Annotated in this window: 21 protein-coding genes, 1 pseudogene and 1 riboswitch; of the genes and pseudogenes, 15 read left to right on the top strand and 7 right to left on the bottom strand. The window is 69.3% G+C overall.

Going from position 1 to position 22,188, the window contains the following annotated elements:
* Positions 1-23 precede the first annotated feature (23 nt).
* The 3 genes from QOM21_RS00475 to QOM21_RS00465 all read right to left on the bottom strand — a co-directional run bounded on the left by QOM21_RS00475 (position 24) and on the right by QOM21_RS00465 (position 3,462).
* Complete coding sequence (locus QOM21_RS00475; RefSeq protein ID WP_407547486.1) at positions 24-1,319, bottom strand: MFS transporter; 1,296 nt, start codon at positions 1,317-1,319, stop codon at positions 24-26.
* Positions 1,316-1,855, bottom strand: a complete 540-nt coding sequence (locus QOM21_RS00470) for an ArsR/SmtB family transcription factor (protein ID WP_407547485.1) — start codon at positions 1,853-1,855, stop codon at positions 1,316-1,318. Before QOM21_RS00470 ends, QOM21_RS00475 begins: the two co-directional genes overlap by 4 nt.
* A gap of 776 nt (positions 1,856-2,631) precedes the next feature.
* Positions 2,632-3,462, bottom strand: a complete 831-nt coding sequence (locus QOM21_RS00465; protein WP_407547484.1) for a PIG-L family deacetylase — start codon at positions 3,460-3,462, stop codon at positions 2,632-2,634.
* A gap of 616 nt (positions 3,463-4,078) precedes the next feature.
* On the opposite strand from QOM21_RS00465, the gene QOM21_RS00460 reads away from it, so the two are divergent.
* Positions 4,079-4,972, top strand: a complete 894-nt coding sequence (locus QOM21_RS00460; protein WP_407547483.1) for a methyltransferase domain-containing protein — start codon at positions 4,079-4,081, stop codon at positions 4,970-4,972.
* Here QOM21_RS00460 and QOM21_RS00455 read toward each other — a convergent pair.
* The gene (locus tag QOM21_RS00455; RefSeq protein WP_407547482.1) at positions 4,969-5,136 is read right to left on the bottom strand and encodes a hypothetical protein; all 168 of its coding nucleotides are present in this window, start codon (positions 5,134-5,136) and stop codon (positions 4,969-4,971) included. The genes QOM21_RS00460 and QOM21_RS00455 overlap by 4 nt on opposite strands.
* Before the next feature lie 50 nt (positions 5,137-5,186).
* Between QOM21_RS00455 and QOM21_RS00450 the strand changes: the two genes are divergently transcribed.
* Positions 5,187-5,543 carry a DUF4333 domain-containing protein gene (locus QOM21_RS00450; RefSeq protein WP_407547481.1) on the top strand — a complete coding sequence of 119 codons (357 nt, stop codon included), beginning with the start codon at positions 5,187-5,189 and terminating at the stop codon, positions 5,541-5,543.
* A gap of 90 nt (positions 5,544-5,633) precedes the next feature.
* The gene (locus tag QOM21_RS00445; protein ID WP_407547480.1) at positions 5,634-5,909 is read left to right on the top strand and encodes a hypothetical protein; all 276 of its coding nucleotides are present in this window, start codon (positions 5,634-5,636) and stop codon (positions 5,907-5,909) included.
* A 245-nt stretch (positions 5,910-6,154) separates the two neighbouring features.
* Here QOM21_RS00445 and QOM21_RS00440 read toward each other — a convergent pair whose 3' ends face one another.
* A complete protein-coding gene (locus QOM21_RS00440) occupies positions 6,155-7,375 on the bottom strand; it encodes a metallophosphoesterase (protein WP_407547479.1) in 1,221 nt (406 codons plus the stop codon).
* Positions 7,376-7,662: 287 nt separating this feature from the next.
* Entirely contained in the window at positions 7,663-8,031 is a 369-nt protein-coding gene (locus tag QOM21_RS00435; RefSeq protein WP_407547478.1) for a hypothetical protein, read from the bottom strand.
* An 887-nt stretch (positions 8,032-8,918) separates the two neighbouring features.
* Here QOM21_RS00435 and QOM21_RS00430 point away from each other — a divergent pair.
* The 12 genes and pseudogenes from QOM21_RS00430 (at position 8,919) to QOM21_RS00375 (ending at position 21,181) form a co-directional block, all read left to right on the top strand.
* Positions 8,919-10,007: a DUF418 domain-containing protein gene (locus QOM21_RS00430; RefSeq protein WP_407547477.1), complete on the top strand. Its 1,089-nt coding sequence runs from the start codon at positions 8,919-8,921 to the stop codon at positions 10,005-10,007.
* 105 nt (positions 10,008-10,112) lie between these two features.
* Positions 10,113-10,451, top strand: a complete 339-nt coding sequence (locus QOM21_RS00425; protein WP_407547476.1) for a Tn3 family transposase — start codon at positions 10,113-10,115, stop codon at positions 10,449-10,451.
* A gap of 177 nt (positions 10,452-10,628) precedes the next feature.
* Positions 10,629-10,723, top strand: a riboswitch (TPP riboswitch).
* Positions 10,714-12,114, top strand: coding sequence for a purine-cytosine permease family protein (locus QOM21_RS00420; RefSeq protein ID WP_407547475.1), 1,401 nt, complete (start codon positions 10,714-10,716; stop codon positions 12,112-12,114). Its footprint overlaps the riboswitch before it by 10 nt.
* A 211-nt stretch (positions 12,115-12,325) precedes the next feature.
* Positions 12,326-12,492: pseudogene (locus QOM21_RS00415) on the top strand (LUD domain-containing protein); the annotation flags it as partial.
* A gap of 1,014 nt (positions 12,493-13,506) precedes the next feature.
* Positions 13,507-14,187, top strand: a complete 681-nt coding sequence (locus QOM21_RS00410) for a pyridoxamine 5'-phosphate oxidase family protein (RefSeq protein ID WP_407547474.1) — start codon at positions 13,507-13,509, stop codon at positions 14,185-14,187.
* A gap of 353 nt (positions 14,188-14,540) precedes the next feature.
* The gene (locus QOM21_RS00405) at positions 14,541-16,760 is read left to right on the top strand and encodes a nitrate- and nitrite sensing domain-containing protein (protein ID WP_407547473.1); all 2,220 of its coding nucleotides are present in this window, start codon (positions 14,541-14,543) and stop codon (positions 16,758-16,760) included.
* Positions 16,757-17,161, top strand: coding sequence for a roadblock/LC7 domain-containing protein (locus QOM21_RS00400; RefSeq protein WP_407547472.1), 405 nt, complete (start codon positions 16,757-16,759; stop codon positions 17,159-17,161). Before QOM21_RS00405 ends, QOM21_RS00400 begins: the two co-directional genes overlap by 4 nt.
* A complete protein-coding gene (locus QOM21_RS00395; RefSeq protein ID WP_053209654.1) occupies positions 17,161-17,532 on the top strand; it encodes a DUF742 domain-containing protein in 372 nt (123 codons plus the stop codon). The genes QOM21_RS00400 and QOM21_RS00395 overlap by 1 nt, the downstream gene beginning before the upstream one ends.
* On the top strand, positions 17,519-18,109 hold the full coding sequence (locus tag QOM21_RS00390) for a GTP-binding protein (RefSeq protein WP_407547471.1): 591 nt from the start codon (positions 17,519-17,521) through the stop codon (positions 18,107-18,109). The genes QOM21_RS00395 and QOM21_RS00390 overlap by 14 nt, the downstream gene beginning before the upstream one ends.
* Before the next feature lie 586 nt (positions 18,110-18,695).
* Positions 18,696-19,052, top strand: a complete 357-nt coding sequence (locus QOM21_RS00385; protein ID WP_407547470.1) for a DoxX family protein — start codon at positions 18,696-18,698, stop codon at positions 19,050-19,052.
* Positions 19,053-19,313: 261 nt separating this feature from the next.
* Positions 19,314-19,862, top strand: a complete 549-nt coding sequence (locus QOM21_RS00380) for a flavoprotein (RefSeq protein WP_407547469.1) — start codon at positions 19,314-19,316, stop codon at positions 19,860-19,862.
* Positions 19,863-20,485: 623 nt separating this feature from the next.
* On the top strand, positions 20,486-21,181 hold the full coding sequence (locus QOM21_RS00375) for a DUF4232 domain-containing protein (RefSeq protein WP_407547468.1): 696 nt from the start codon (positions 20,486-20,488) through the stop codon (positions 21,179-21,181).
* Positions 21,182-21,393: 212 nt separating this feature from the next.
* Here QOM21_RS00375 and QOM21_RS00370 read toward each other — a convergent pair whose 3' ends face one another.
* Positions 21,394-22,188 carry an alpha/beta fold hydrolase gene (locus tag QOM21_RS00370; RefSeq protein WP_407547467.1) on the bottom strand — a complete coding sequence of 265 codons (795 nt, stop codon included), beginning with the start codon at positions 22,186-22,188 and terminating at the stop codon, positions 21,394-21,396.

The following is a 22,188-nucleotide window of genomic DNA, read 5'->3' as shown; positions in this document are numbered from 1 at the left end:
TCGTGACGCCTTCACGGCAGGCGTCACGACAAGCCGGGCGCACTCTTCTGGGCGGGATCGTTGGATGCCGGGTGATCTGGACCGCCGGCCGGGGCGGCGGCACGAAGCGCCGCTTCGACCCGGCGGTTGCTGGTCATGGATGCCGTCACGGCCGTCATCGCCAGGAGGAGCCCCGCGGCGGCGTACAGCGGGGTGCGGATGTCGTAGGTGGTGGCCAGCCAGCCGCCGAGGAAGGCCCCGATGGGGGCCGCGCACATGGCCAGCATGCGGGAGGTGGAGGCGACCCGGCCCATCAGGTGTGCCGGGACGATCGCCTGCCGGAGGGAGGGCCCGAGCACCATGGTGGCGCCCATGCCGGCCCCGCAGACGGCGAGCGCCAGCCCGGCCACATACGGGTTCGGGGCACCGGCCAGGCCCAGGATGGCAAGCCCTTCGACGGCGGCCGTGCAGGTCAGTGCGGTGCCGGTGCCGAGTCGTCGGCCAAGGTAGGAGGCGATGCCTGCACCGAGCAGGCCGCCGGTGGCCTCGGCCGTGAGGAGCAGGCCGAAGCCGTAGGTGTCGATGCCGAGGCGGTCGTGCGCGAAGAGGGCGAGGACGGTCTCCACGGCGAGGAATGCGATGTTCCCGACCGCCGGGCGGAGCGCGAGCCCGAGCAGCAACCGGTCCCGGAAGACGTACGAGGCCCCGGCCCGCGCCTGCCGAAGCAGCGACTCGCGGACCTCCGGCACGGGCGAGGGCATGGCGGGCAGCGTCCGTACGAGCAGTGCGGAGAGCATGAACGACACCGCGTCGGCGAGCAGCGGAACCGCCCGCCCGAGCGCGAGCAGCGCACTGCCCGCAGGCGGCCCCGCGAAGCCGGACATGGCGGTCTGGGCGCCGCGCAAGCGGGAGTTGGCGCGCTCCAGGAGTGCGGGGTCGCGGCGGAGCAGATCCGGCAGATAGGCCGTGGCGGCCGTATCGAAGAAGAGTCCGCCGACGCCGAGCAGGAAGGCGACGGCCGCGAGCAGCGGAATGCTCAGCACGTCGAGCACGGCCGCCGCCGCGGGTATCGCGAGCAGCATCGCACGCGCCGCGTCCGCGACCCACATCGTGCGCCGACGGTCCCAGCGGTCCACCAGCGCACCGCCGAGCACCCCGAAGAGCAGCCAAGGCAGCGTCCCTGCGGCCGTGACGACGGCGAGCGCCATCGGATCCCGCGTCAACGTCAAGGCGAGCAGCGGCAGCGCGGCATGTGACACCCCGTCACCGAGCGAGGACACCGTCTGCGCGGTCCACAGCCGTGCGAACCCGGCCGGCAACTTCCCAACGTCTGAGGTCACTTGGCGCCTCTCTCGGTCTGCTCGGGCTGTGCCGGGTGGAACAGGGCGAAGACGAGGGACGCGTCCGGCAGCGATGGATCGGACAGCTCCCGGTACTCGTCCGCCAGTGCCTGCAGCCGCGCCCCCAGCTGCGCGAACTGCTCCTCGGTGAGCCGCAGATGCGCCATCCGCACGTGCCGCTCGCCATCCACCGGGGACGCCTCCAGATCCGCCACCGCATGGCGCATCAGCACGTCCGGCCCTCCCTCGCCCGGGTCCGGCAGCGCGATCGACCGCGCGGCCATCGCGTAGTACCGCTCGGTGACACCCCGCACCTTTCGTGTCCGTACCACCTTCACCAGGCCGGCCCGCTCCAGCAGCCGTATGTGATAGCTGGAACTCCCCTTCGCAAGGCCCACCCGCTCGGCGATCTGCGTGATCGTCGCGGGCTCGAAGCGGAGCGCGGCCATGATCCGGTGGCGCGTGAGATTGGAGACGGCCCGCAGCTGCTCGTCAGTGGTGACGTGAAACGTCTCGGGAAGGTCATCGGTAGGCATGCGAGCAATGGTCAACGATCCTTGACCATTGAGCAAGGGAATTTTCGGGGGGGACTTGAAGAATCTGGTCCGGTGCGCGAGGAGTCGATGTACATCGAGGGGCGGCGCTTGCACCGCGACGGGATGCGCCGTGCCCAGCAGGGAGGGCTTCACCCGCAACGCCACTGCGCGGGCGTGCCGGTGGCGCGTCCCCTTTGACGCGACCGGGGCTGACGGAGGTTCGCCGCGGGCGCCGGCCGCGTGTTGATGTGCCCGCACGATCGTGGAGTCCACCGGGACGTCCCAATCGATCGCGCCGTCCGCGTCGTCCGCGGCCTGGCCCTGCTGGAGCAGCCTCTCCCACTCCCGTCCGCCGACCGCAACCGGCGACTGTGAGTAGACCGACCGTCTTCCATGGACGACCGAACCGCTCGGGCAGATCACGCCACTGCGCACCGGTCCGCACTTGGTGAGCCGGTCGGCCGCCGGCCGCGGGCCGGCTCTACGTGGGCGGGCGCACCGGTTCGGGCTGGGTGAATGGCGACAGCACCGCACCGTTGAAGCCGTCGTCATCGGAATCACTGGCACGAAGCCCGCCACGCAGGCGTTCGTCCTCGGCCGGTCCCGAACAGGCGGATGCGTGCCGTCGGAGCCGGCCTGCCTGTCGGCTCTGCTCTACGCCGTGCGGCTGCCCCGCTCTGCACGCAGTCGGCAGCCGGTTACTTGAACTCCCCGGAACCATCGGGGGCCTGCCCGACCCGGGGCCCGTGCGGACGGGCCCCGGTCGGACGGACGGATCAGCGCAGTCCGGCGAAGAGATCGTTCTCGGGTACGGTCGCGCCGGTGGCGTCCTTGACACGTACGAAGGTCTCCATGCCCATCAACTCGCCGAACCTCTCCTTGCCCATCTTGAGGAAGAAGATGTTCTCGCCCTGACTGGCGTGCGCGGCCAGCGCGTCGAACTTCTGACCGCTGAATGGGGTGGTGTCCACCCACGTGGTGATCTCATCATCGGGGAGGCCGATCTCGGCCAACGCGGCGGCCTCGGCAGGATCCGGCTCCGGCATGTCTCCGAGTTCGCGCATGGTCTCCCCGAACCGCTGCATCATCGAGCGGGGCATCGTCGTCCAGTACACCTTCGGTGTCAGCTCGGTCATCTCCAGTGCCGCCATCGTGATGCGGTGGGCCTGGATGTGGTCGGGGTGGCCGTAGAAGCCGTTCTCGTCGTAGGTGACGACCACATCGGGTCGGTAGTGCCGCATCAGTTCCGCAACTCGGGCGGCGCCTTCCTCCACGGGCGTCTGCCAGAAGGATCTGGGGGCGTCGTTGCTCGGCCAGCCGATCATCCCGGAGTCCGCATAGTCCAGCATCTCCAGATCGCTGATCTTCAGGACCTCGCAGCTCGCCTCGAGTTCTCGACGGCGCATCAAGGCGACGGCCGCGGAATCGTGCTCGGGGTCGCTCGGCTTGACACCCCCCGGTCCGTCCCCGCAACCGCCGTCGGTACACGTCACGAGAACCGTGCGGATCCCTTCCGCCGCATACCGAGCGAGGACCCCTCCGGTTCCGGTGGCCTCGTCATCGGGGTGGGCGTGCACTGCCATGAGCGTCAAGGGCCGGTCAGTCATGAAAAGTCCTCTGCAGAAATACGTCGTGGGCCGAGCGCGCGGCGGGCGTACCGCGCTCCCTGGGCCCGGATCCTGGTGGGGCGGACGACCTCGCGGTCTCCGTGTTCCCCGCCCGTGTGGCGCCGGTCCCTCGGACGATGCAACCGCGCCGACCGGCCGGCTGTTCCCGGCACGGCCGTGGCCTTCCATCGCCGGTGTTTCCACGCGAACGAGGTACAGCCACGCCCTGCACGTCTCAGCACCACGTCGGCGAGCCGCTCCGCTGGCTGCACGCCCTTGTCGCGCAGGGCAGCCGACTCTCCCCGAACGATGGCTCTTCCTCATCCATCCGCTCGAAACAGCGATGTCGTCGCCTGCATCTGCTGGATCCGCTGGCCCGGGCTCTACGTCGTGATCGAAGGCGTCCGGTACGAGTCGAACCGGCCGTAGCCGACAGTCCGGTCAGCGCACTGTCCCGCTCCTGGTGCGCTTGCTGTGGGGGTCGAATGCATGTACCCCTGCCGGCGCGTCAAGGTGCAGAACCGTGCTGTAGGACGTGCGGGGTTCGCCGGCTGTGTGAGGCATTCCTCTCCCGTCGTCGTGGCGCTGGTGGCCTGGGGAGGTTGACCATGTAGTCATGACTTCTTCGCCCCGCCCGCCGCACGTCGGTGGCCGACCGGATCCGTTAGACGGGACTACCGCGCTCGGTGGAGAGTTCACCCCCGCCCGCGGGTACCTGCTGGACAATGCGCGCGCCGAGGCGGGCGAGCGATTCGTTTGGCTGGCCGAGCTGTTCGACGGTGTGACGCACGGGCACTTCGATCGACTGGGGGTCGGGGCCGGCTCGCGCTGCTGGGAAGTGGGGGCCGGTGGCCCCAGTATCCCGGAGGCGCTCGCGGCGGCCGTCGGTCCGACCGGGCACGTGCTGGTCACGGACATCGACCCGTCGTGGCTGAAGGCAGGTGACGGGTACGAGGTGCGCCGGCACGACGTCGCCGCTGATCCGCCCCCGGAGCCGGGGACATTCGATTTGGTGCACGCCCGGCTCGTGCTGGTCCATGTACCCGACCGGGCTCGGGCGTTGGCCACGATGGTGGCGGCGCTGCGGCCTGGCGGCTGGCTGCTGATCGAGGACGCCGATACCGCTCTGCAGCCACTGGCATGCCTGGACGACAGCGGCCCGGCGGAGCGGCGGGCCAACCGGCTGCGCGACGCGGTCCGGGAACTGCTGGCGCGCCGCGGCGCGGCCCTGCGCTACGGCCGGACACTGCCGCGGGCATTGCGTGAGGCCGGCTTGGTAGATGTCGCCGCGGCGGGCTCCTTCCCGGTCGGCGGGCCGGCCTGCGACCGGTTGGAGGCGGCGACCATCCGGCACGTGCGCGGCGAGCTGCTCGCGGCCGGTCTGGCTGACGACGCCGAGATCGACGCGCACTTGGCCGCCATCCACGCGGGCCAACTCGACCTGACACTCGCGCCGCTGATCTCGGCCTGGGGACGCCGTCCAGCCGAGCACCCGTCGGCGCTCGGTTAGCTGCGGATCCGGGCGTCGTCCGACCAGCCCACAGCGCTGTTACGGACGTCGTAGCGGGGTGTCGGGCATTTGTTCTTGGCGCCGGGTGGCTGTCCGGGGTCGGCGCCTCTCCGGCCGCGCAGGTAGTGGTGCGAGCACTCCGCAGTACCGAGAGGCGTCTTCACGTCGCCACAGGGGATTGTATGAGCACGGACAACCGGATAGGACTGTCCGCGTGACTGATCAACGCAGCTTCGCCCGTACCGCCATCGTGCTCTCCCTGGCCGTGATCGCCTGTTGTGCGCTCACCTTCACCATCATGCTGCTGGCGGGGAGTCCCGCCGTGCAGCCGCAGCGCGTACTGGATCAGGACGCGCTGGCGCGGGCCGTGCTGAACGATGTCAAAACCTCCGACGACTTCGCCAAGCCCCCGACCATCGACGATGTCAGCTGCCCCGCTTCCGTCCCCGTCGAGGCGGGCCGGGAGTTCGAGTGCAACGTCGACGGCGTCGGCGACGGCAACAGCAGCGGCCATGCCTGGGTCAAGGTGAAGATCAAGGACGATCAGGGCGACCTGGCTCTTGGTAGATAGAGAACAAGCTGACCTTGATTCTTCATGGTCTGAGAGCCGCCCTGAAAGTGCGTCACGAGGTCCGACCGGGCGCTGAGTAGGGTTGTGGCCATGGCCAAGGGAATGGGGCGGCGGCCCAAGGTGGACCTGAACAGCGGCGTCGAGGACGCGACCTTGCTCATCTTGGAATGGCTCGGCGAGCAGGGTGTCGGTGCCATGATCCGGGTGGACGCGGAGCGCATGCATGACGGTCAGCCGGCGTGGACGTTCGCCGCTTCCGGTGGGCCGTTGGACGGTGGGATGAGAGCCGACGGGGCCTCGGTCGCCGAGTGCATGGGCAGGGCACTGCTTCGACTGCGAGAAGCCGGGCTGACCGTCCCCTTCTGAATGCTGTGTTCAGCGTCTAGCTGGTCGCTTTCGGTGATGCTTTCGGGGGCGTCTGGTGGTCTTGCCCAGGCGTCCGGGGCAGGGACGGTTGGATTTCGGCGCACGGGCCGGGCTCGAGCGGGGCGTGAGCCGCGATGACCAGCGACGTCCACCAGCCCGCCGCCTCCGGGGCGCGGAGCTTCGGACGGGGCGGCAGGCTTCGACTCGGTGAGCCGGTCCATGCGGGATTGTCGGCCCGCTCCGTGTTACGGCGTGAGGGGCCGCTGTGGGGAGCGCAGTACGAGCAGGGTGATCTCGCTGGGGGCGAAGACGCGGAACGGCGGGCCCCAGAAACCGGTGCCGCGGCTGGTGTAGAGGAGGGTGCGGGTGCCGTGGCGGCTGAGGCCGGCGAGGGCGGGCTGGTCGAGGCGAACGAGGTGGTGGAAGGGCCAGATCTGGCCACCGTGGGTGTGTCCGGAGAGTTGGAGGTCGATGCCGCCGGCTGCGGCCTGGTCTACGAACTTGGGCTGGTGGGCCAAGAGCAGGATCGGCAGGTCCGGGTCGGCGCCGTTCAGGGCTCCTGCGAGGTGAGCGCGGTGGCCGGCCAGGCCCGAGGACTCGGCGGTGACGTCATCCACGCCGGCGACCACAAGGGTGTCGCCGCCGCGTTCGAGCAGCAGATGCCGGTTGCGCAGAGGCTCCCAACCCAGCTCGTCCATCAGGTCTACCCAGCCCTGGGCCTCGCCGTAGTACTCGTGATTTCCGGTTACGTAGACCCGGGCCCGGGTGGCTCGCACGGTGCCGAGCGGAGCGGCCTGGGCGCGGCGGCGTTCGGCCGTGCCGTCGGCGATGTCGCCGGTGTGGCAGACCAGATCGGCCTCCAGGGTGTTGACCGTCGCGCAGACTCGCGCCGACCAGCGGGCGCGGTCGAGTGGGCCGTAGTGGGTGTCGGTGATGAGGGCGACGCGGGTTCCGTCCAATCCGGCGCCCAGGCGCGGGAGTTGTACGTCGAGGTGGCGCACCCGTGGTACCCGGCGGGCCTCGGCGTACCCCCAGGCGAGCAGCACGGCGGCTACGCCGAGGACCGCCCAGGTGACGATCCGGGCCCGGTTCTGTCCGTCGCCTGCGCCGGCCACCGTCAGGGCGAGGCGCAGCAGGACGCCGAGCAGAACGGACCAGGTGAACAGCACCCAGATGGTGCCAAGGAGGGTGTCGCCGACGATCGCCGCCCAGTCCTGCTGCCGCCGGCCGTGGCCGCGCACCATCGCGAGCGGCATCCCGATCAGACCGAGGCCGAAAAAGGCGGTGCCGCCCAGCGTCACGGGGAGTGGCCAGTCCTGGCCTGCGTACAGCAGCACCCAGCAAGGCACCGTCCACAGCAGGACGGGGGCGATCATAGGGATAAAGCGCATCAGGCGGCGCAGTCGGCTCTGCTGGGTCGCATGCGCTGACTCGTCCGCGGATCGGGCTTTGCTGGTGTCGGTCACGCTTCCCCTCCTCAAGCAGCCAGACCGTCGACGCGCGCAATGTATCCCGTTGTCCCAGGGGACGTCTTGCTGATCATTGATCGAGCCAGACGAGTTGCCGCCGCCTCATGGACATCGGCACAGGGCCCGCCTCGTAGAGGAGGCACCGCTCAACCGCTGCGACGACATCATTGCCTTCAACAACGGCGCTGACCTGCTCGGCCGGCAAGGCTACGGCCACCACGCCGATGCCCGGGCCGGCCTGCTGAGCCGGACCGGGCATCGGGAGTTTTAGGAGGGGGCCTGGATCATGCCTCGGCGACTTGGAGCAGCCAGCTGACGGGGATGTCGTCCTCGCTGTCGGTAGCGCTCTTCTTGACGCGCCCGATGGCGATCTTCTGCGTACTCGTCGGGAGTTTCGCGCCGTTGTGGACGCGGCCGCCCGCGTTCGTGACGTTCAAGTCCACGGCGGCGCTCCAGTTGGTGCCGTCGTGCCAGTTCACCTTGATCTTTGCATCCGCCCAGGCGGCGGCGAAGCTGATCCACATGTCGCCTGACCAGCCGGCCTGGTTGGCTGCCGGGACGGCCAGAACGATGCCGTACTTGTAGTGGATGAGCCCGCCGCTCTCGGTGAACGCGAAGCCGGGGGGAATCTCGCCCGTCTGGAAGTTCGCCACTCAGTGCTCCTTGTCTGCCACTGCGTCTGTCACTGCTCCGGTGCCGCCGGAAGCGACACCGCATCGCAGCCCGAAGGCCACGGCACGAACCACGTTAGGGACGCATTCAGGCCCCCCCTCACCTTCCCGGGCCAAACCATCAGTTGAGGGGTAGGGCAAGCATGCCCAGCTCATCCGCTCGGCTCCTGCGCCCCCGGGTGCCCCCGCTGCATCCAAGGGAGCGGCTGATTCCTTCAGCCGCCGGCCGGGGCCCAGGGGCTGCTGCGGAAGCGGATCTTGGAGTGGCGCGCCCGCAGTGGGCGCGCCCCGTCGTGGATGATCACGGCTCGTGGGGCGTGGTGATCTGATGAGCGGGCGCGGGCGGCGAGAACAGAAGACGACGGCGCCGTGTGGGTCCTGCGCGGCTCCACCGGGGGCATCACGGGCACCGGCGCGGTGAGCTTCGGTGCCTCGTCCGTAGGCATCGGAAACTCGGGGGACGGTCCCATGTTCGGGGACGCCACGGGGGCTCCTGAGCACGCAGACAGACAGTGGGAAGGGGCGGCACCGAAGGATTTCGGCGCCGCCCCTTCCGTTGCGCAAGCGTCGCATGCTCCAGAAACGGGATTGGCTGTCCTCGTTGACACCGACGGGACACGCCGGGCGTCTCGCACTTACTGCATCGAAGGATGTAGTGGGATGTCGTCGCTGCGGACGAAGAATCCGGTCCCGAGCGCCCCGACCATGGTGGGAAAGCGAGCAATACGGGGGGAGTTGGGGTGGCCGAGGTAATGGGGACGCAGTCGGTCGTAGCGGCGGAGGGGGCCACCGGGAGCGCAGGCTGCGGGGCGCGGGCGCGCCTGCCGTTGCTGGATGTGTTGCGTGGGGTGGCGATTCTCGGGACGTTGATGAGCAACGTCTGGATCTTCGCCGGGCCGGGCGCCGAGTGGGGCGTCCTCAGCGGGAACGCCGGAACCTCGATGGAGGCTCACTACTCGTCATCCCTTGCCGGGGTGGCGGAGACGATCTTCCGGTCCCTCGCGAACGGCAAGTTTCTGTCGATGCTGACGATCCTCTTCGGGGTCGGGCTGGCCATCCAGTTCCGGTCGGCTGCCAAGCGCGGGCAGCCGTGGCCGGGCCGGTACACGTGGCGGGCGCTGTTCCTCTTCGCCGAGGGGACCGTGCACTTCGTACTCGTCTTTGCCTGGGATGTGTTGATGGGGTACGCGGTGGTCGCGTTGCTGGTGGCCTGGCTGCTCACGCGTTCCGCGCGGGCCCAGCGCGTGACGTGGATCGTCATGGGCGGACTCCACCTGGTGGCGATGACGCTGCTCACGGCTGCCATGCTGCTCGCATCGGGCGGCGGGACGGATGGCGGACCCGACGCCGAGGCCGTGGCGCTGTACGCCAAGGGCGGTTACGCGGAACAGGTCGCCTTCCGGCTGTCGCACGCCATGGTGCTGCGCATGGAACCGGTGCTCTCCTTCGGGCTGTTGGTGTTCCTGTTCCTGCTCGGCGTACGGCTCTTCAGGGGCGGGGCCTTTCAGAGCGATGCAGCGGGGCGGCGCATTCGACGTCGGCTGGCCGGGTGGGGACTGGGGATCGGCCTACCCCTCACCACCTTTGCCGTGCTGGGCGGTTCGGACTTCTTCTTCCTGGAGCGGTACGTGGCGGCGCCGGTGCTGGCGATCGGCTACCTCGGCCTCGTCGGCATGGTGATGGACCGGCTCCGCCACCCGGGCCCATTGACCTCCGCCCTGACCTCCGTCGGCCGTACGGCCCTGTCCTGCTACGTACTGCAGAACGTGCTCGCCATGCTGGGCTGCTACGGCATCGGCCTGGGTCTGGCGTCCCGTTGGGCGGACAGCGGCCCGTGGTGGGTGATGGGTCTGTGGGCGGCGATGTGCCTGGTGCTGGTGATCGGGGCACGCCTGTGGCTGCGGCGGTTCGAGCACGGACCGCTGGAATCGGTGCAGAAGCGACTGCTACGGCGCTGACTCCAGCAGCCAGTCTCGGCCGGGAGCCTCAGCGGACGCAGGCGAGCGGCCGGACACTGAAAGGATCTTGGAGCCCACGACTTCCCCCTCAGCCGTTCCATTGGGATGCACACGGACGACGCTCAGGTGGATGTCGGGCTCCACCTGCTCCAGTCCGCGCTGGTCCACGTCAACACTCTGTTGTCGCAGCAGGTCCTCGCCGAACGGGCCGGGGCGAAAAAGCTGTCCGACGAGGACAGGCGCGGACCGACCGCGCTCTTCTGGTCGGGCATCAACCCGCACGGCACCTACCGTCTCGACATGACCAAGGGGCTGGACCTGCTGCTCCCGACCGTGCCCGGATCGCTACGTTTGACCAAGACCGCCCGGTGTGAAGGTGCCTCCGGGCGGGGCAGGGGCAGGGGCGGGTGGCGGAGGTCGGCGGAGGGTCGGCAAGCGGCATAGGTCGATCCGGTCACTCACGCCCGCTGAACCAGAGGGCCGCGCCCGGGAAAGCGGCAGTTACGGTCCGCACCTGAAGTGTGCGGGGGAGAGGTTGCCGAGCGCGATGTCCGTCCGGCACCCTCACCGTCCTCTCCCCGCCTGCATGAGCACACCAGAGGGCGCGTTAAGGTGTTTGGCATACCGGACACGGGGTGCCCCACCAGGGGGCTGAGATCACACCCGTCGAACCTGAACCAGTTCGTACTGGCGGAGGGATGTCTTCATGTCGTGGACGCATGTTTCCAGTGGGCTGACCGCCGACGGCAGGCCGGCCGCCTTCGACGGCCGGATGCCTGCGGCGCCCGGCGACCTGACCGTCGAGGCGCACGGCATCGAGCCGATTCCGGAGAGTAACCGCTACGGCACGGCCGGGCGCCTTTTCACCGTGTGGTTCGCCCCCAATCTGACCATGACCGGCGTCTTCACCGGCACGGTCGGCGTCGCGCTCGGCCTGGACTTCGCCACCGCGCTCGCTGCCGTCGTGCTCGGTACGGTCCTCGGTGCGGTGCCCACCGCCTACCTGGGGACCTGGGGAAGCCGGACCGGAGCAGGTCAACTGCCTCTGGCTGGGCTGGCGTTCGGCCGGGCCGTCGCGCTGCCCGGGGTCCTGCAGTGGCTGTCCTCCATCGCGTGGGACGCGCTGATCGGGCTGTTCGGCGGGGACGCGCTGGCCCGGCTGTGCGGCTGGCCCTTCTGGCTCGGTGTCCTGGTCATGCTGGTCGCCCAAGGTGTCCTCGGAGTCTTCGGCTACGAGGCGATCCACCGCCTGCAGATCGTCATGACGTTCGTGCTCGGCGCGGCCTTCGCGCTGATCGCCTGGCGGCTGCTGGACGGCGTGCACCCCGCAGCCCACGGCTCCGTCCATGGTGCGGACCGTGTCGGTGCTTTCGCCCTGACCAGCACCATCGCGCTGAGTCTCGCCCTGTCCTGGGCCCCGTACGCCAGTGACTTCAGCCGCTACCTGCCGGCCTCGACCTCGCGTACACGCATGTTCTGGTACACGCTGCTCGGCCTTGTGGTGTCCTTCGTGGCCGTCCAGACGCTCGGGCTGTGGGGCGCCTCCGTGCTGACCGACCAGACGGCCGGCGGGGTGAGCGAGCTCCTCGGCGGTGGGGCGCTGGGTGGCTTCGGGCTGCTCGCCGTGGCGCTGGCCGCGCTGTGCAGTAACGCGATGAACGACTACAGCGGTTCGCTGGCCCTGCAGACGGTCGGGGTGCGCATCCCGCGCCCCGCGGCCGCCGCCCTCGCGGCCGCGCTCGGATTCCCCCTCGTGCTGTGGATGCACGCGGCGGACACCACCGCGCGCTTCCAGAACGTGCTGCTGTTCGTCGGCTACTGGATTCCTGGCTTCGTCGCGATCGTCATCGTCGACTGGCGTGCGCGGGCCCGCGCACGGGGCGGAGCGGCGCTCGACATCGCCGCTGAGTCCGAGCGGCGACAGCCGGCCTACCCCGCCCTGCTCGCCTTCGCCGCCGCCTTCGCCGCCGCCATACCGTTCATGAACACCAGCCTGTACGTGGGCCCGATCGCGGACGCACTGCACGGCGCCGACCTGTCGTACTACGTGGCCTTCCTCGTGGCACTCATCGTCTACGCGCCCTTGCGGCTTCGTTCCCGCCGCTGACAGGGGCGGCGATCGCCGAGAGCATGCCATGGGTGCTCGCCCTGGTGCCCGTCGGCACGCTGCCCGCGCGAACGCACTGGCGGGGGAGCTGGGGCGGTGGCTGCGCCCGACAGCGGACCCGGGGCGACGCATCCGAGATCATCACGCTCGCGGGTACGGGAGGGGGCGGTCGCGGCGTGGACGCCTCCGACAGTGCCGAGGACGCCGAGGACGCGGCACGCTACGCGAGAAGTTCATGGCGGCAGAGGTGGCGATCTCCGGCACCAACTTCGCGATCGCCGAGACCGGCACCTGTCAGTGGTCGAGTCCGGGGGCTACGGCAGGATGCGCCTGGCCCTTCCCGAGACGCTGATCACCGTCATGGGCATCGAGAGGCTGCCCTCCACGTAGGGGGACCGCGGTTCCCTGACGCCGGGTAGTGGCAGATTCGCGAAAGCTGGATCAGGGGGGAGCCGGCGCCGGGTGGCGGCACCCGATCGCGCCACCGAGGCGCCCGCGCTGGTGCACAGCGCCCGACCGAGGGAGACCGGCGACCCTGACTGGCCATCAGGTGCTCGCCCAGACTGCCCTGGCGCGACCGCCGGCACCCGCGCCGGTACAGTTCGTTCGCCCCGCCTTCAGCCTCCCAACCGCCCATGGTCGGCCCGCTGCCCGCTGCCCGCTGCCCGCTGCCCGGGTCACCGCCTACGCAGGCTCTGCCACGGCCTACGCGGTGCCCGCGGCCGCACCGGTGACCACCCAACCCGATGCGCCGGCCGCGCGGAGCTCCGGGCGGCCGCAGTGACAGCAGCCCTTGTCGTGGCCGGGGTGGGCTGCGGAGTGCCATCGCTGGCCCACCCGTCGCTGGAGCGGGTGTGGCAGGTAGCGGGCGGCCTTTCCGACACCTCACAAAGACAGGATTGCTGACAGATCGCCGAGCAGGCACGTCAGATGCAGACCCACGGTCAGTGAGGCGTCCTGACGGTGATCGTGGTGGCAGCAGGACACCCCGTAGATGACCACTGCTCTCGTTCGCCGGCGATCATGAGACTGACATACGCCAGCTGATCCCCGCAAGGGTTTCCGCAGCGATTTGAGTTTTGTGCAGCTGATTTCGTTGAACACTGGCGTCTTGGCAGCGATATCGGTAGCGTACGGCCGCACCGGGCCCCGGCTCACCTGTCAGGCATGCCCCTGCGTGAACGGCGGGGCGCGGGCCTGGGCAGCCGACAGACGGCTCGCCCCTCACCTGCTTCCCGCGGGCAAAGGGGCGCCGGATGCGGCCCCCGGTCGTCTATGGCGGGACCGGCCCCGTCATGCATGGCTCGCGGCTTCGAACGCATCGCAAGCCCTCAGCCCAAGCCGCCACGTTACGAAACCCCGCTACGCCACCCCACTTGTGAAAGGGCTGACGTGAACCACCGCCAACTCTCCACCACGCTTCCGGAGACGGACCGCACCCGCCACCGTCGTCTGCGAGAACAGGGAAGCCTGGACCGTGCAGAGCTCAACGCGATCCTGGACGCAGGCTTCATGTGCCACTTCGGGGTGGTCGTCAACGGGCATCCCATGGTTGTCCCCACCGTCTACGGAAGCGACGGACAAAACCTCTACTTCCACGGCTCCGTGGCCAGCCGAAGCCTGGTCGCCTCGCCCGACGCGACGGTCTGCGTCACCGTGACGCATGTGGACGGCCTCGTGCTCGCACGGTCGGCGTTCGAGCATGGCGTCAACTACCGCAGCGCGATGGTCTACGGCATCCCGCGCCTTGTCACTGGCCCCGAGGAGAAGCTGGAGGGGCTGCGCTGCCTGACCGAGAACGCCACACCCGGTCAGTGGGACTACGCACGGCAGCCGAACCGTAAGGAGTTGGCGGCCACCGCCCTGCTCGCCATCTCGCTCGAAGAGGCATCGATCAAGATTCGCACCGGCGGCCCGGACGACGGCGACGGGCCCGACGCCGCCCTCGGAATCTGGGCGGGCGTCCTGCCCCTCGTCTCCACCTGGGGCGAACCGGAAGCCGACCCCCTCCTCCCCGGCGGCATCGCACCCCCCGCGCACATCAGCTCCCGCAGCGGCACCCGACTCGGGTGAGCCGAGGCTCCCCGAGACGGCCCGCCGGCGCCCGAACGCCGTCCCGTGTGCAAACGTCTCCATCGCCAATACCACACATGGTTAACGGAAGTCATCTCTCCGTTTCTCCGGTGTGGCTGGTTATGATCGCCCCCCCACATCGCACCAAAGCCGAACCGGGCTTCCCCCAGTCCTGAACCCAGGACTGCGTCTGGTCTCGGCTGTTGGACCGTCCCCAGTGTTCCCCGCTTCCCCGAGGACTGATGTCTCCCATAGAACCCGAAGGCGCACGAGGGCAGTCGACGACTCGTCGGCAGCGGACCCTGCGTCTGCGTACGCTGCTCATTTGGTTGGCAATCGTCCCTATTCTGGCGATGAGTGCCCAAGTGGTCATGACCGCACAGCGGCTGGTGGACCAGTCGGAGAACCTGCGCGCTGATGTGGCAGTTGGCGAGCGGATCGACGTACCCCTGACCAAGCTGATGGTCAAAGTGCAGGCTGAGCGGACGATGACCGCCACATGGTGGGCGGGCAGCTCCGTGGCCGAGAACGAGCTACGTGAGCGGCGCGTGGCCACGGACCGGGCCGCGGACGAATTCCGCCGGTCGGCGGATGGAGCTCTCGCGGAGAACGGGCGCGAGGGCGAACGTTACGTCGCGGAGCTGAAGCACAGCCTCGCGGATCTCGCCGCTTTCCGCGAGCGGGCGGACTCCCGCAGAGGAGGCGTGGAGCGGACGATCGGCTCCTACTCCGACCTCGTCGACCGCATCATCCGGGTGTACCAGAACGAGTTCAGCCATGCGGAAGACGCCGAGCTCATTCAGGAGAGCGGCGTGGTCGTCACGATGTTCACGGTGTCCGAGATGGTGGCGCGCGAGACCACCATCCTCGCCATGGCCGGCCCGTCCAGGCGCCTGAGCTCCTCCGGGTTCGCCGAATTCGTCAACTCCGTCGGATCCCAGCGGTACCAGTACGACGAGTGGGTCGCGCCGTATCTGGCGGCCGAGGACAGAGCGGACTACGACCGGGTCTTCGCCTCGGAGAGCTGGAAGACGAAGGTCCGCATCGAGGACGCGGTCATCTCCGACCACCAGAACACCGCGTCCGGCATCAAGCTACCCATGGTGGCCGACGCCTGGCGGGCCGCGTATGACAAGTTCGCGGCGCGCCTTGCCGCACTCGACGCGCAACAGGCGCGAGCAGTACTCGTGCACGCCGACGCCAAGGCCACGGAGCTGGAGACCGAGGTCATCTGGCTGATCGTCGGAAACGGCGCGGCCGTCCTTGCCGTCGCGGCCGTCATCGTGCTCACCACGCGCTCCGTCCTCCGCCGTCTGCGCGGTCTGCACCAACGCACGGTGGCCATTGCTGAGGACACGCTGCCGGATGTCGTGGCCCGGCTCCAGCGGGGGCAGTCCGTCGACGACGATGTGCTGCCGGCGGTGAGCGGGGACCAGGACGAGGTCGGACGTATCAGCGACGCGTTCGCCCGGGTCGTCTCCGTATCCGTCGACGGGCATGCGCAGCTCGCGGCCGAGCGTCAGGGCTTCGGTATGTTCGCCGCGGGCATCGCCTCGCGCACCGGAAACCTGGTCAGCCGGCAGCTGACCCTCACCGACGAACTGCAGGACGCCTTCGGTCACGACGAGGAGCTTCTCGCCGGGTTGATGCGATCCGACCAGTTGACGGTGGGTATGCGGCGGCAGGTCGAGAACCTGCTCATCCTGGCAGGTGGCGAGATCCCCGATCCGCACACCGAGCCCATGCGTGTCGCCGACCTGCTGCGCGAAGCCGCCGCGGAAGTCGAGGACTTCCGGCGGATCGAGCGCCAGGCCCTGGACGAGATCAGCGTGGCACCGCGGGTGATCAGCGAGATCAGCCACCTCCTGGCAGAACTCCTCGACAATGCCACCCGGTTCTCCCCGCCGCAGTCGAAGGTGGTCGTCCGGGCCGAACTGGTGACAGACGGGCTGTTGGTCGACATCGAGGACCGCGGGCCACGGGTGACCGCCGCAACCTACGAGGAGATGAACGGGCGTCTGCACTCGGCCCCGCCGTACTCCGTCCTGGCGGAGAACGCGCACCGGCTCGGACTCTTCGTGGTCGGCCACATCGCCGAACAGCTCGGGGCCACAGTGACGCTGCGCCGTTCGGTATACGGGGGCACGTCGGCCGTCGTGATCCTTCCCGGGGAATGCCTTGTGCCGACCGAACCGGTCCGAGCTGGAAAGGAAGCGCCGCGTGCGGCGGCGACGCCCGCCCCGGCACCGGGCACGCTCAACGAACGCAAACCCGAGCTGGTCTTGGACGCGAAGACCGCGCCGTCCGGCCGTAGGACGCCGGAGCGCTCCCCCGAGCGGCCGGTGGAGAGCAAGCCGCCGCTTCCCTCCGTGACACGGGACGGTGACGCGAAGCCGGCCCTCCCCGAGCGGGTCCCGCAGGCTCACATCGCCGAGCGGCTCCGCGCGCCACACACACCGGAGACTGCCGTCGATCAGGACGCGGCGACACCCGAAGAGGTGGCCGACGCCTGGGCAGACTACGAACACGGAACTCAGACAGTGGAAGAAGAACTCCGACAGGATCAGCCATGACGACGCCAACGAACGACATGATCTACAGCGTCCTGGACAACAACCTGAGCAGGATCGCCGGCATCAAGGGAGCCGTACTCCTGTCCAACGACGGGATCAAACTCAGCTCGTACGAGCTGGAACGGGACCAGGCGGAACGCATCGCCGCCGCGTCCTCCGGTATCGCTTCCACGATGAAGGCGATATCCAGGGAGGTCGACGGCGGCCGGGTAATCCGCCAGTTGGTCGAGATGGACGACAGCTACCTCTGCATCGTCGGGTGCGGGGAGGGCAGCACGCTCATCGTGGTGACCTCCCGTAAGGCGCGGCTGGGGGAGCTGGGCGGTGAGGCCGTGCGCACCGCCCAGGCGCTCGGTGAGTGGCTGGGGACGCCTGAGCGCGGCCAGGCGCAGCGCCCGTAATGGCGGACGAGCCCGGGCCGCGAGAGGGCGGCCGCCGCCGGACGCGGCTGTACGCGCTGACTGATGGACGTACGGCGGCTGCACACGCCGCCCTCACCATGGACACCACGATCACAGCCGTGGCCGTCGCGGACGGCCACGGCGGTCTGCCCAGCGAGTGGCAGGCGATCCTCGCGATGTGCTCGCCTCCGGGCGGCCTGGCGGTCGCCGAGATCGCGGCGCGCATGCACATCCGCCTCACTCCCATGACGCTTCTTCTCGGCGAACTCGCGGATCGGGGGCTGATCGAGCACCGGTCGCCCCTTGAAGGGGCCGAGACCACCAATGTCCACCTGCTCATGAGAATCAGGGACAACCTTGCCCGGATATGACACCTCTGCCCAGGAAGCGGCCCCCGTCAAGATCCTCATCGCTGGGGGGTTCGGGGTCGGGAAGACGACCCTGGTCGAGACGGTCTCCGAGATCGAGCCGTTGCGCACCGAGGAGCGGCTGACGAGCGCGGGCGTCGGCGTCGATGACCTCGACGGCATCGAGTCCAAGACAGTTACCACCGTCGCGATGGACTTCGGCCGTATCACCCTCACCGACGCGCAGGTCGTGCTCTACCTGTTCGGCACACCTGGCCAGGAGCGCTTCTGGTTCATGTGGGACGACCTGCTGAACGGGGCACTCGGGGCGATCGTCCTTGTTGACACACGACGCCTCGACCGTAGTTTCCCGGCCATCGACTTCTTCGAGAACAGAGGGCTTCCGTTCGTGGTCGCCGCGAACTGCTTCCACGGCGAACAGCCCTACACCGCCGAGGAGATCAGGGCGGCGTTGCATCTGCGTGACCCGAACACACCCATCCGTATGCTCGATGCCCGCTCCCGTGACGAGGCTCGCGGTGCCCTGCTCGCCCTTCTCGACATGCTCATCACCAAAGCCGGGGTCGCGGCGACCGGCTGACACCGGCGACGCCCCGAGCCGCCGCTCAGTTGCCTTGGGTTGTGAACGGGCCGTCGCTGGATACCGCGGGCCCATTCTCGTAGCTGCACTCGCTCATTTGAGGGCCCAGAGACATCGGTCCGGCGTAGCCGGGGGGATGGCGCAGGCGATAGACGTTGTGCATCTGCGGGCCTGCGCCGGCGGGGACCTTGATGACGGTCAGTGCTGCAGACGCTCCAGTTCGCGGATGCAGGGGGCGATCTTGTCCCCGCGGGAGTAGCCCAGTGCCCAGGCAAGGATGTCGGTGGTGGTCCAGACGTAGCGGTCGCCGCGCTGGAGTCCGGGTGCGGACTATCGAGTGGTGCGCGCCGGGTACAGGCATCCCCTCACGACGAGTGACAGAGCTGAGCGCCTATGCCAGACGGGACTGGGCGGAGTACCCCGCCGCCCGAGCTGAGGGCGAGGCCAACAAGCGGGAGAAGAAGGGGAATGGGTGCGGCTCCAGGTGAGGGGCTGCTCCGACCAGGCATGTCACTTTTGGGGGCGCTGCCTCGTCCAAGAGGGCGGATGACTATCTGTCTTTCCCGCGCAGAAGAAGGAGACTTCCGTGTTCGCCACCTACCTCGTGGTCACTCTGCTCACCTCCGCCGTCAACGGTCTGGCCGCCATCGCCAACCTCATCGGCCACGAGTACCCCAAGAGCCAGGCGGACAAGTTGCGCGTGCCCCGGTCCTGGATGCGCCCGCTGGGCACGCTGTTGGCGGCGGGCGCGCTGGGGCTGCTGGCCGGCTTCGCCGTGCCGGTCCTCGGCACGCTCGCGGCCGCCGGTCTCGCGCTGTATTTCCTTGGTGCGTTCGGTGCCCACCTGCGAGCCCGTGACTACCAGTTGGGCCCCTGGGCCGTGTTCTTCTGTCTGCCGGTGGCCGCTCTGACCGTGAACCTGGCCTACCACGGCTCCTGGTGACCCGGTGGTGAATCGGGTGCGTCCCATAGGAGCGAGCTACACCCGATGGGAGCGGTGCACGGTCGGAATAACTCCCTCCCGCCAGTAGTCCTGGGGATGCGGTCAGGATCTGCCCGGACCCAGAACTGGGCGAGGACGGCAACGTCGCCGCGCTGGCTGAGTGGCTGCGCCGCGGGTCATACCCAGGGGTCGAGTGCGAGCGCAGTGCTTTCGCCCCGGCACCTCACGGCTCGGGGCTGCTGCTTGTGGTGGGATGGCCCCATGTCGCGCCGTGTGCTGTACCTGTTCGGGTCCGCTGCGTCGCCCGTCCACGAGTTTCCGGACGTGGTGCGCCGCGCTCAAGAGAGCGGTTTCGACGTTTGTGTCGGGTTGACGCCGACGGCTGCGCGCTGGCTCGCCGACGACACCGCCGCGTTGGAGGATCTGACGGGCAGGCCCGTACGGTCGGAGTACAAGTGGCCTGGCGAGGCGGATGCGTGGCCGCCGGCTGACGTCATCTTGTTCGCCCCCGCCACGTTCAATGCGATCAACTCGTGGGCGCTTGGCCTCACGAACCATTTCGTCATCGGGGTGGTGGCCGAGGGCATCGGCAATGGGATCCCCATGCTGGCCATGCCATGTGTGAACGCGGCCTACGTCCAGCACCCGCAGTTCGACCTATCGATCGAGACCCTGCGGGGCGCAGGCGTCAGCGTGCTCTACGGACCGGGTGGATTCGAGCCGAACCAACCCGGGGAACGGCGTCGGGAGGGATACCCCTGGCACCTTGCCCTCAACGCCGTCAACGAGTCGGTAGCCGGCCCGTCGTAGCCCCTGCATGACGAGACTGGGCCCCCCGCCGAGTTTGGGCGAGCTGCTCGATAGGTGGACGGGCCGCCCACAATCTCCCCAAGGACCACGGCCGTTCCGGCTGTCACGGCGGTGAGTCTCAGGCCACAGCAAAGGTGCTAGCCAGACGGGCCATGCGGGGGAGTTGTCATGCTGAGTCTCTGTGCGCTGGGCCTTCGCCTGGCAGATTGCACTCACGCGCTTTGGCTGCCCGCCGGCCCGGCGGGCAGCCTGCGCCGATGCAGCTCCCCGCCGAGGCCGTTGCCGTCACTACGCTGATCGAGGTCGTAAGGATCTTCACCCTCCCGGCCAAGGGGGCGTTGCGTACCCCGGAAGGGCGGTCGCCCGTTGGGTCGGGAGGGAGGCCGCCGACGCTTTGGCCTTGACCGAGAGCTTGCCCGGCAGTGAACAACACCGCTGCGGCCCAAGGCTGCGATTGGGGAACTCCACGCCACCCGCGGCTCACGCCTCATCCGTTCGCGCGGTTTGTTTGCGGGACGTGAGTGAGGCGTTTCCAGGACGTCAGTGGCCCCGGGAAGAGTGGTGTCCACACCGCGGGAACGGCCTGAGGAAGCTCCCGCACGAAGCACAGGGGGAACCTGATCATGCGTACTTCCCGGATTCGTACCGCCACCCTGGCCGCAGTCACCGCCACGCTGGCGCTGGGCCTGACCGCCTGCGGCGGCACGGACGGCGGCTCGAAGGCGGCGGGCGGCGACAGCGCCGCCGGCAGCGCGCAGAGCCGGTCCGCGTCCAACGGCGACGGCCAGGGCGGCGCGGAGCAGGCCAACCGTGGCGGTGACACCAAGGACGGTGCGCGCTCGACAGCCACCTCGGGCGGGACGGGTGAGGTCGGGGGCAAGGGCACAACGGCCGGCGCCCAGCAGTGCCGCGGCGACGTGATGCTGCTCACCGCGGTGCACCGGTTCGCCGGGCAGCAGGGCGACCACCTGCTGGTCACCGCGTCGAACAAGGGCACCAAGCCATGCTGGGTCACCTCGTACCCGACCGTGAAGCTCGGCGACGTCGACAGCGCCGCACTGCCGCACTCGAAGAAGGACAACCCCGGCGGCGACAAGCGCATCACGCTCCAGCCCGGCGGCAAGGCATACAGCGCGGTGAACCTCTTCGACTACGGCTCGAATAACCACACGGCGCAGTCGTTCGCCATCGCCCTGCGCGGTGCGGACGGCCACGACGGCCCCTCCTACTCGGTCGACATCCAGGGTGAGAAGACGCAGTTCAGCTGGAACGAGGCCGACGTACTGAACTGGAGCACCAAGGAGCCGTATGACTTCTGATGGACCCGTCGGCCAGTGACGAGTCATCCGGGACGCGCCGCACCGCGCGTCCCGCACTCCGTCGGCACGGACCAGATGTGTCGGCGATCGTGTCCGGCAGGTCGGGGGAGGAGACGCCTAGCCTCACCGCCCCCGGTCCGGCAGGGAACTCCTGCCTCGCTACGCACCCACACGGTCGTGGAGTGGGCTCGGCCGGAGGCGCCCGGGCGGGGTTACGCGGTGGTGTGGGCCGACGGAGCCATCCGGGCGAGCGCGACGCGCAGCGCAGCGTTGAACTGGTCGGGGAGCTCCTGATGTGGCATATGGCCGGCGCCGGCGATCACGCTGACCATGGCGCCGGGCGTAAGGGCGGCGCAGGTCCGGGCCACTTCCAGGGGGATCGCGGGGTCCAGCTCACCGTGGATGTAGTGGATCGGCACCTGGAGCCCAGGCAGCGTCGGGCGCGGGTCGTAGCCCTCGGCGCCGGTCTGGTGCTCATCGATGTAGACGCCGGAGTCCAGGATCTGGCGGACCGTCCAGTCGATGAGCGCGGGCGCGGTTCCCGGCGCGTACCATCCCGGCACCCAGCCGGCCACCGTACCGGCCCGGTCGCGGCGCAGGCCGGCCACGAGATCCGCCTGAGCTTGGGTCTGCGTCGACGGCCAGTACGCCGGCGCGCCCACGGGAACCACTCCTGCGACCAGTTCAGGTCGCTGCAGGCTCAGTTCAGTGGCGAAGGTGCCGCCGATCGAAGAGCCGATGACCACCGGCCGGTCCAGCCGCAGCGCGTCGATCAGTGCTACCAGGTCGCTGACCACCCCGGCGGTGGTGTTGCCCCGAACGGGGCGGGCCGATCGCCCGCAGCCCCGCCAGTCGGCGGTGACGACCCGGTGGTCCCGGGTGAAATCGGGCAGCTGGGCGCCCCAGGTCCGGCCGCTGGTGCCCCAGCCGTGCAGGAACAGCAGCACCGGGCCGGCCCCCTCGTCCTCATAGTGGAGCACGGTGTCATTGACGTCCAAGCTGGGCAT

The sequence above is a fragment of the Streptomyces sp. Pv4-95 genome (assembly GCF_045782725.1).
GTDB lineage: Bacteria > Actinomycetota > Actinomycetes > Streptomycetales > Streptomycetaceae > Streptomyces.
The sequence above is the reverse complement of the archived record's forward strand: the minus strand, read 5'-3'. Positions and strand labels throughout refer to the sequence as shown.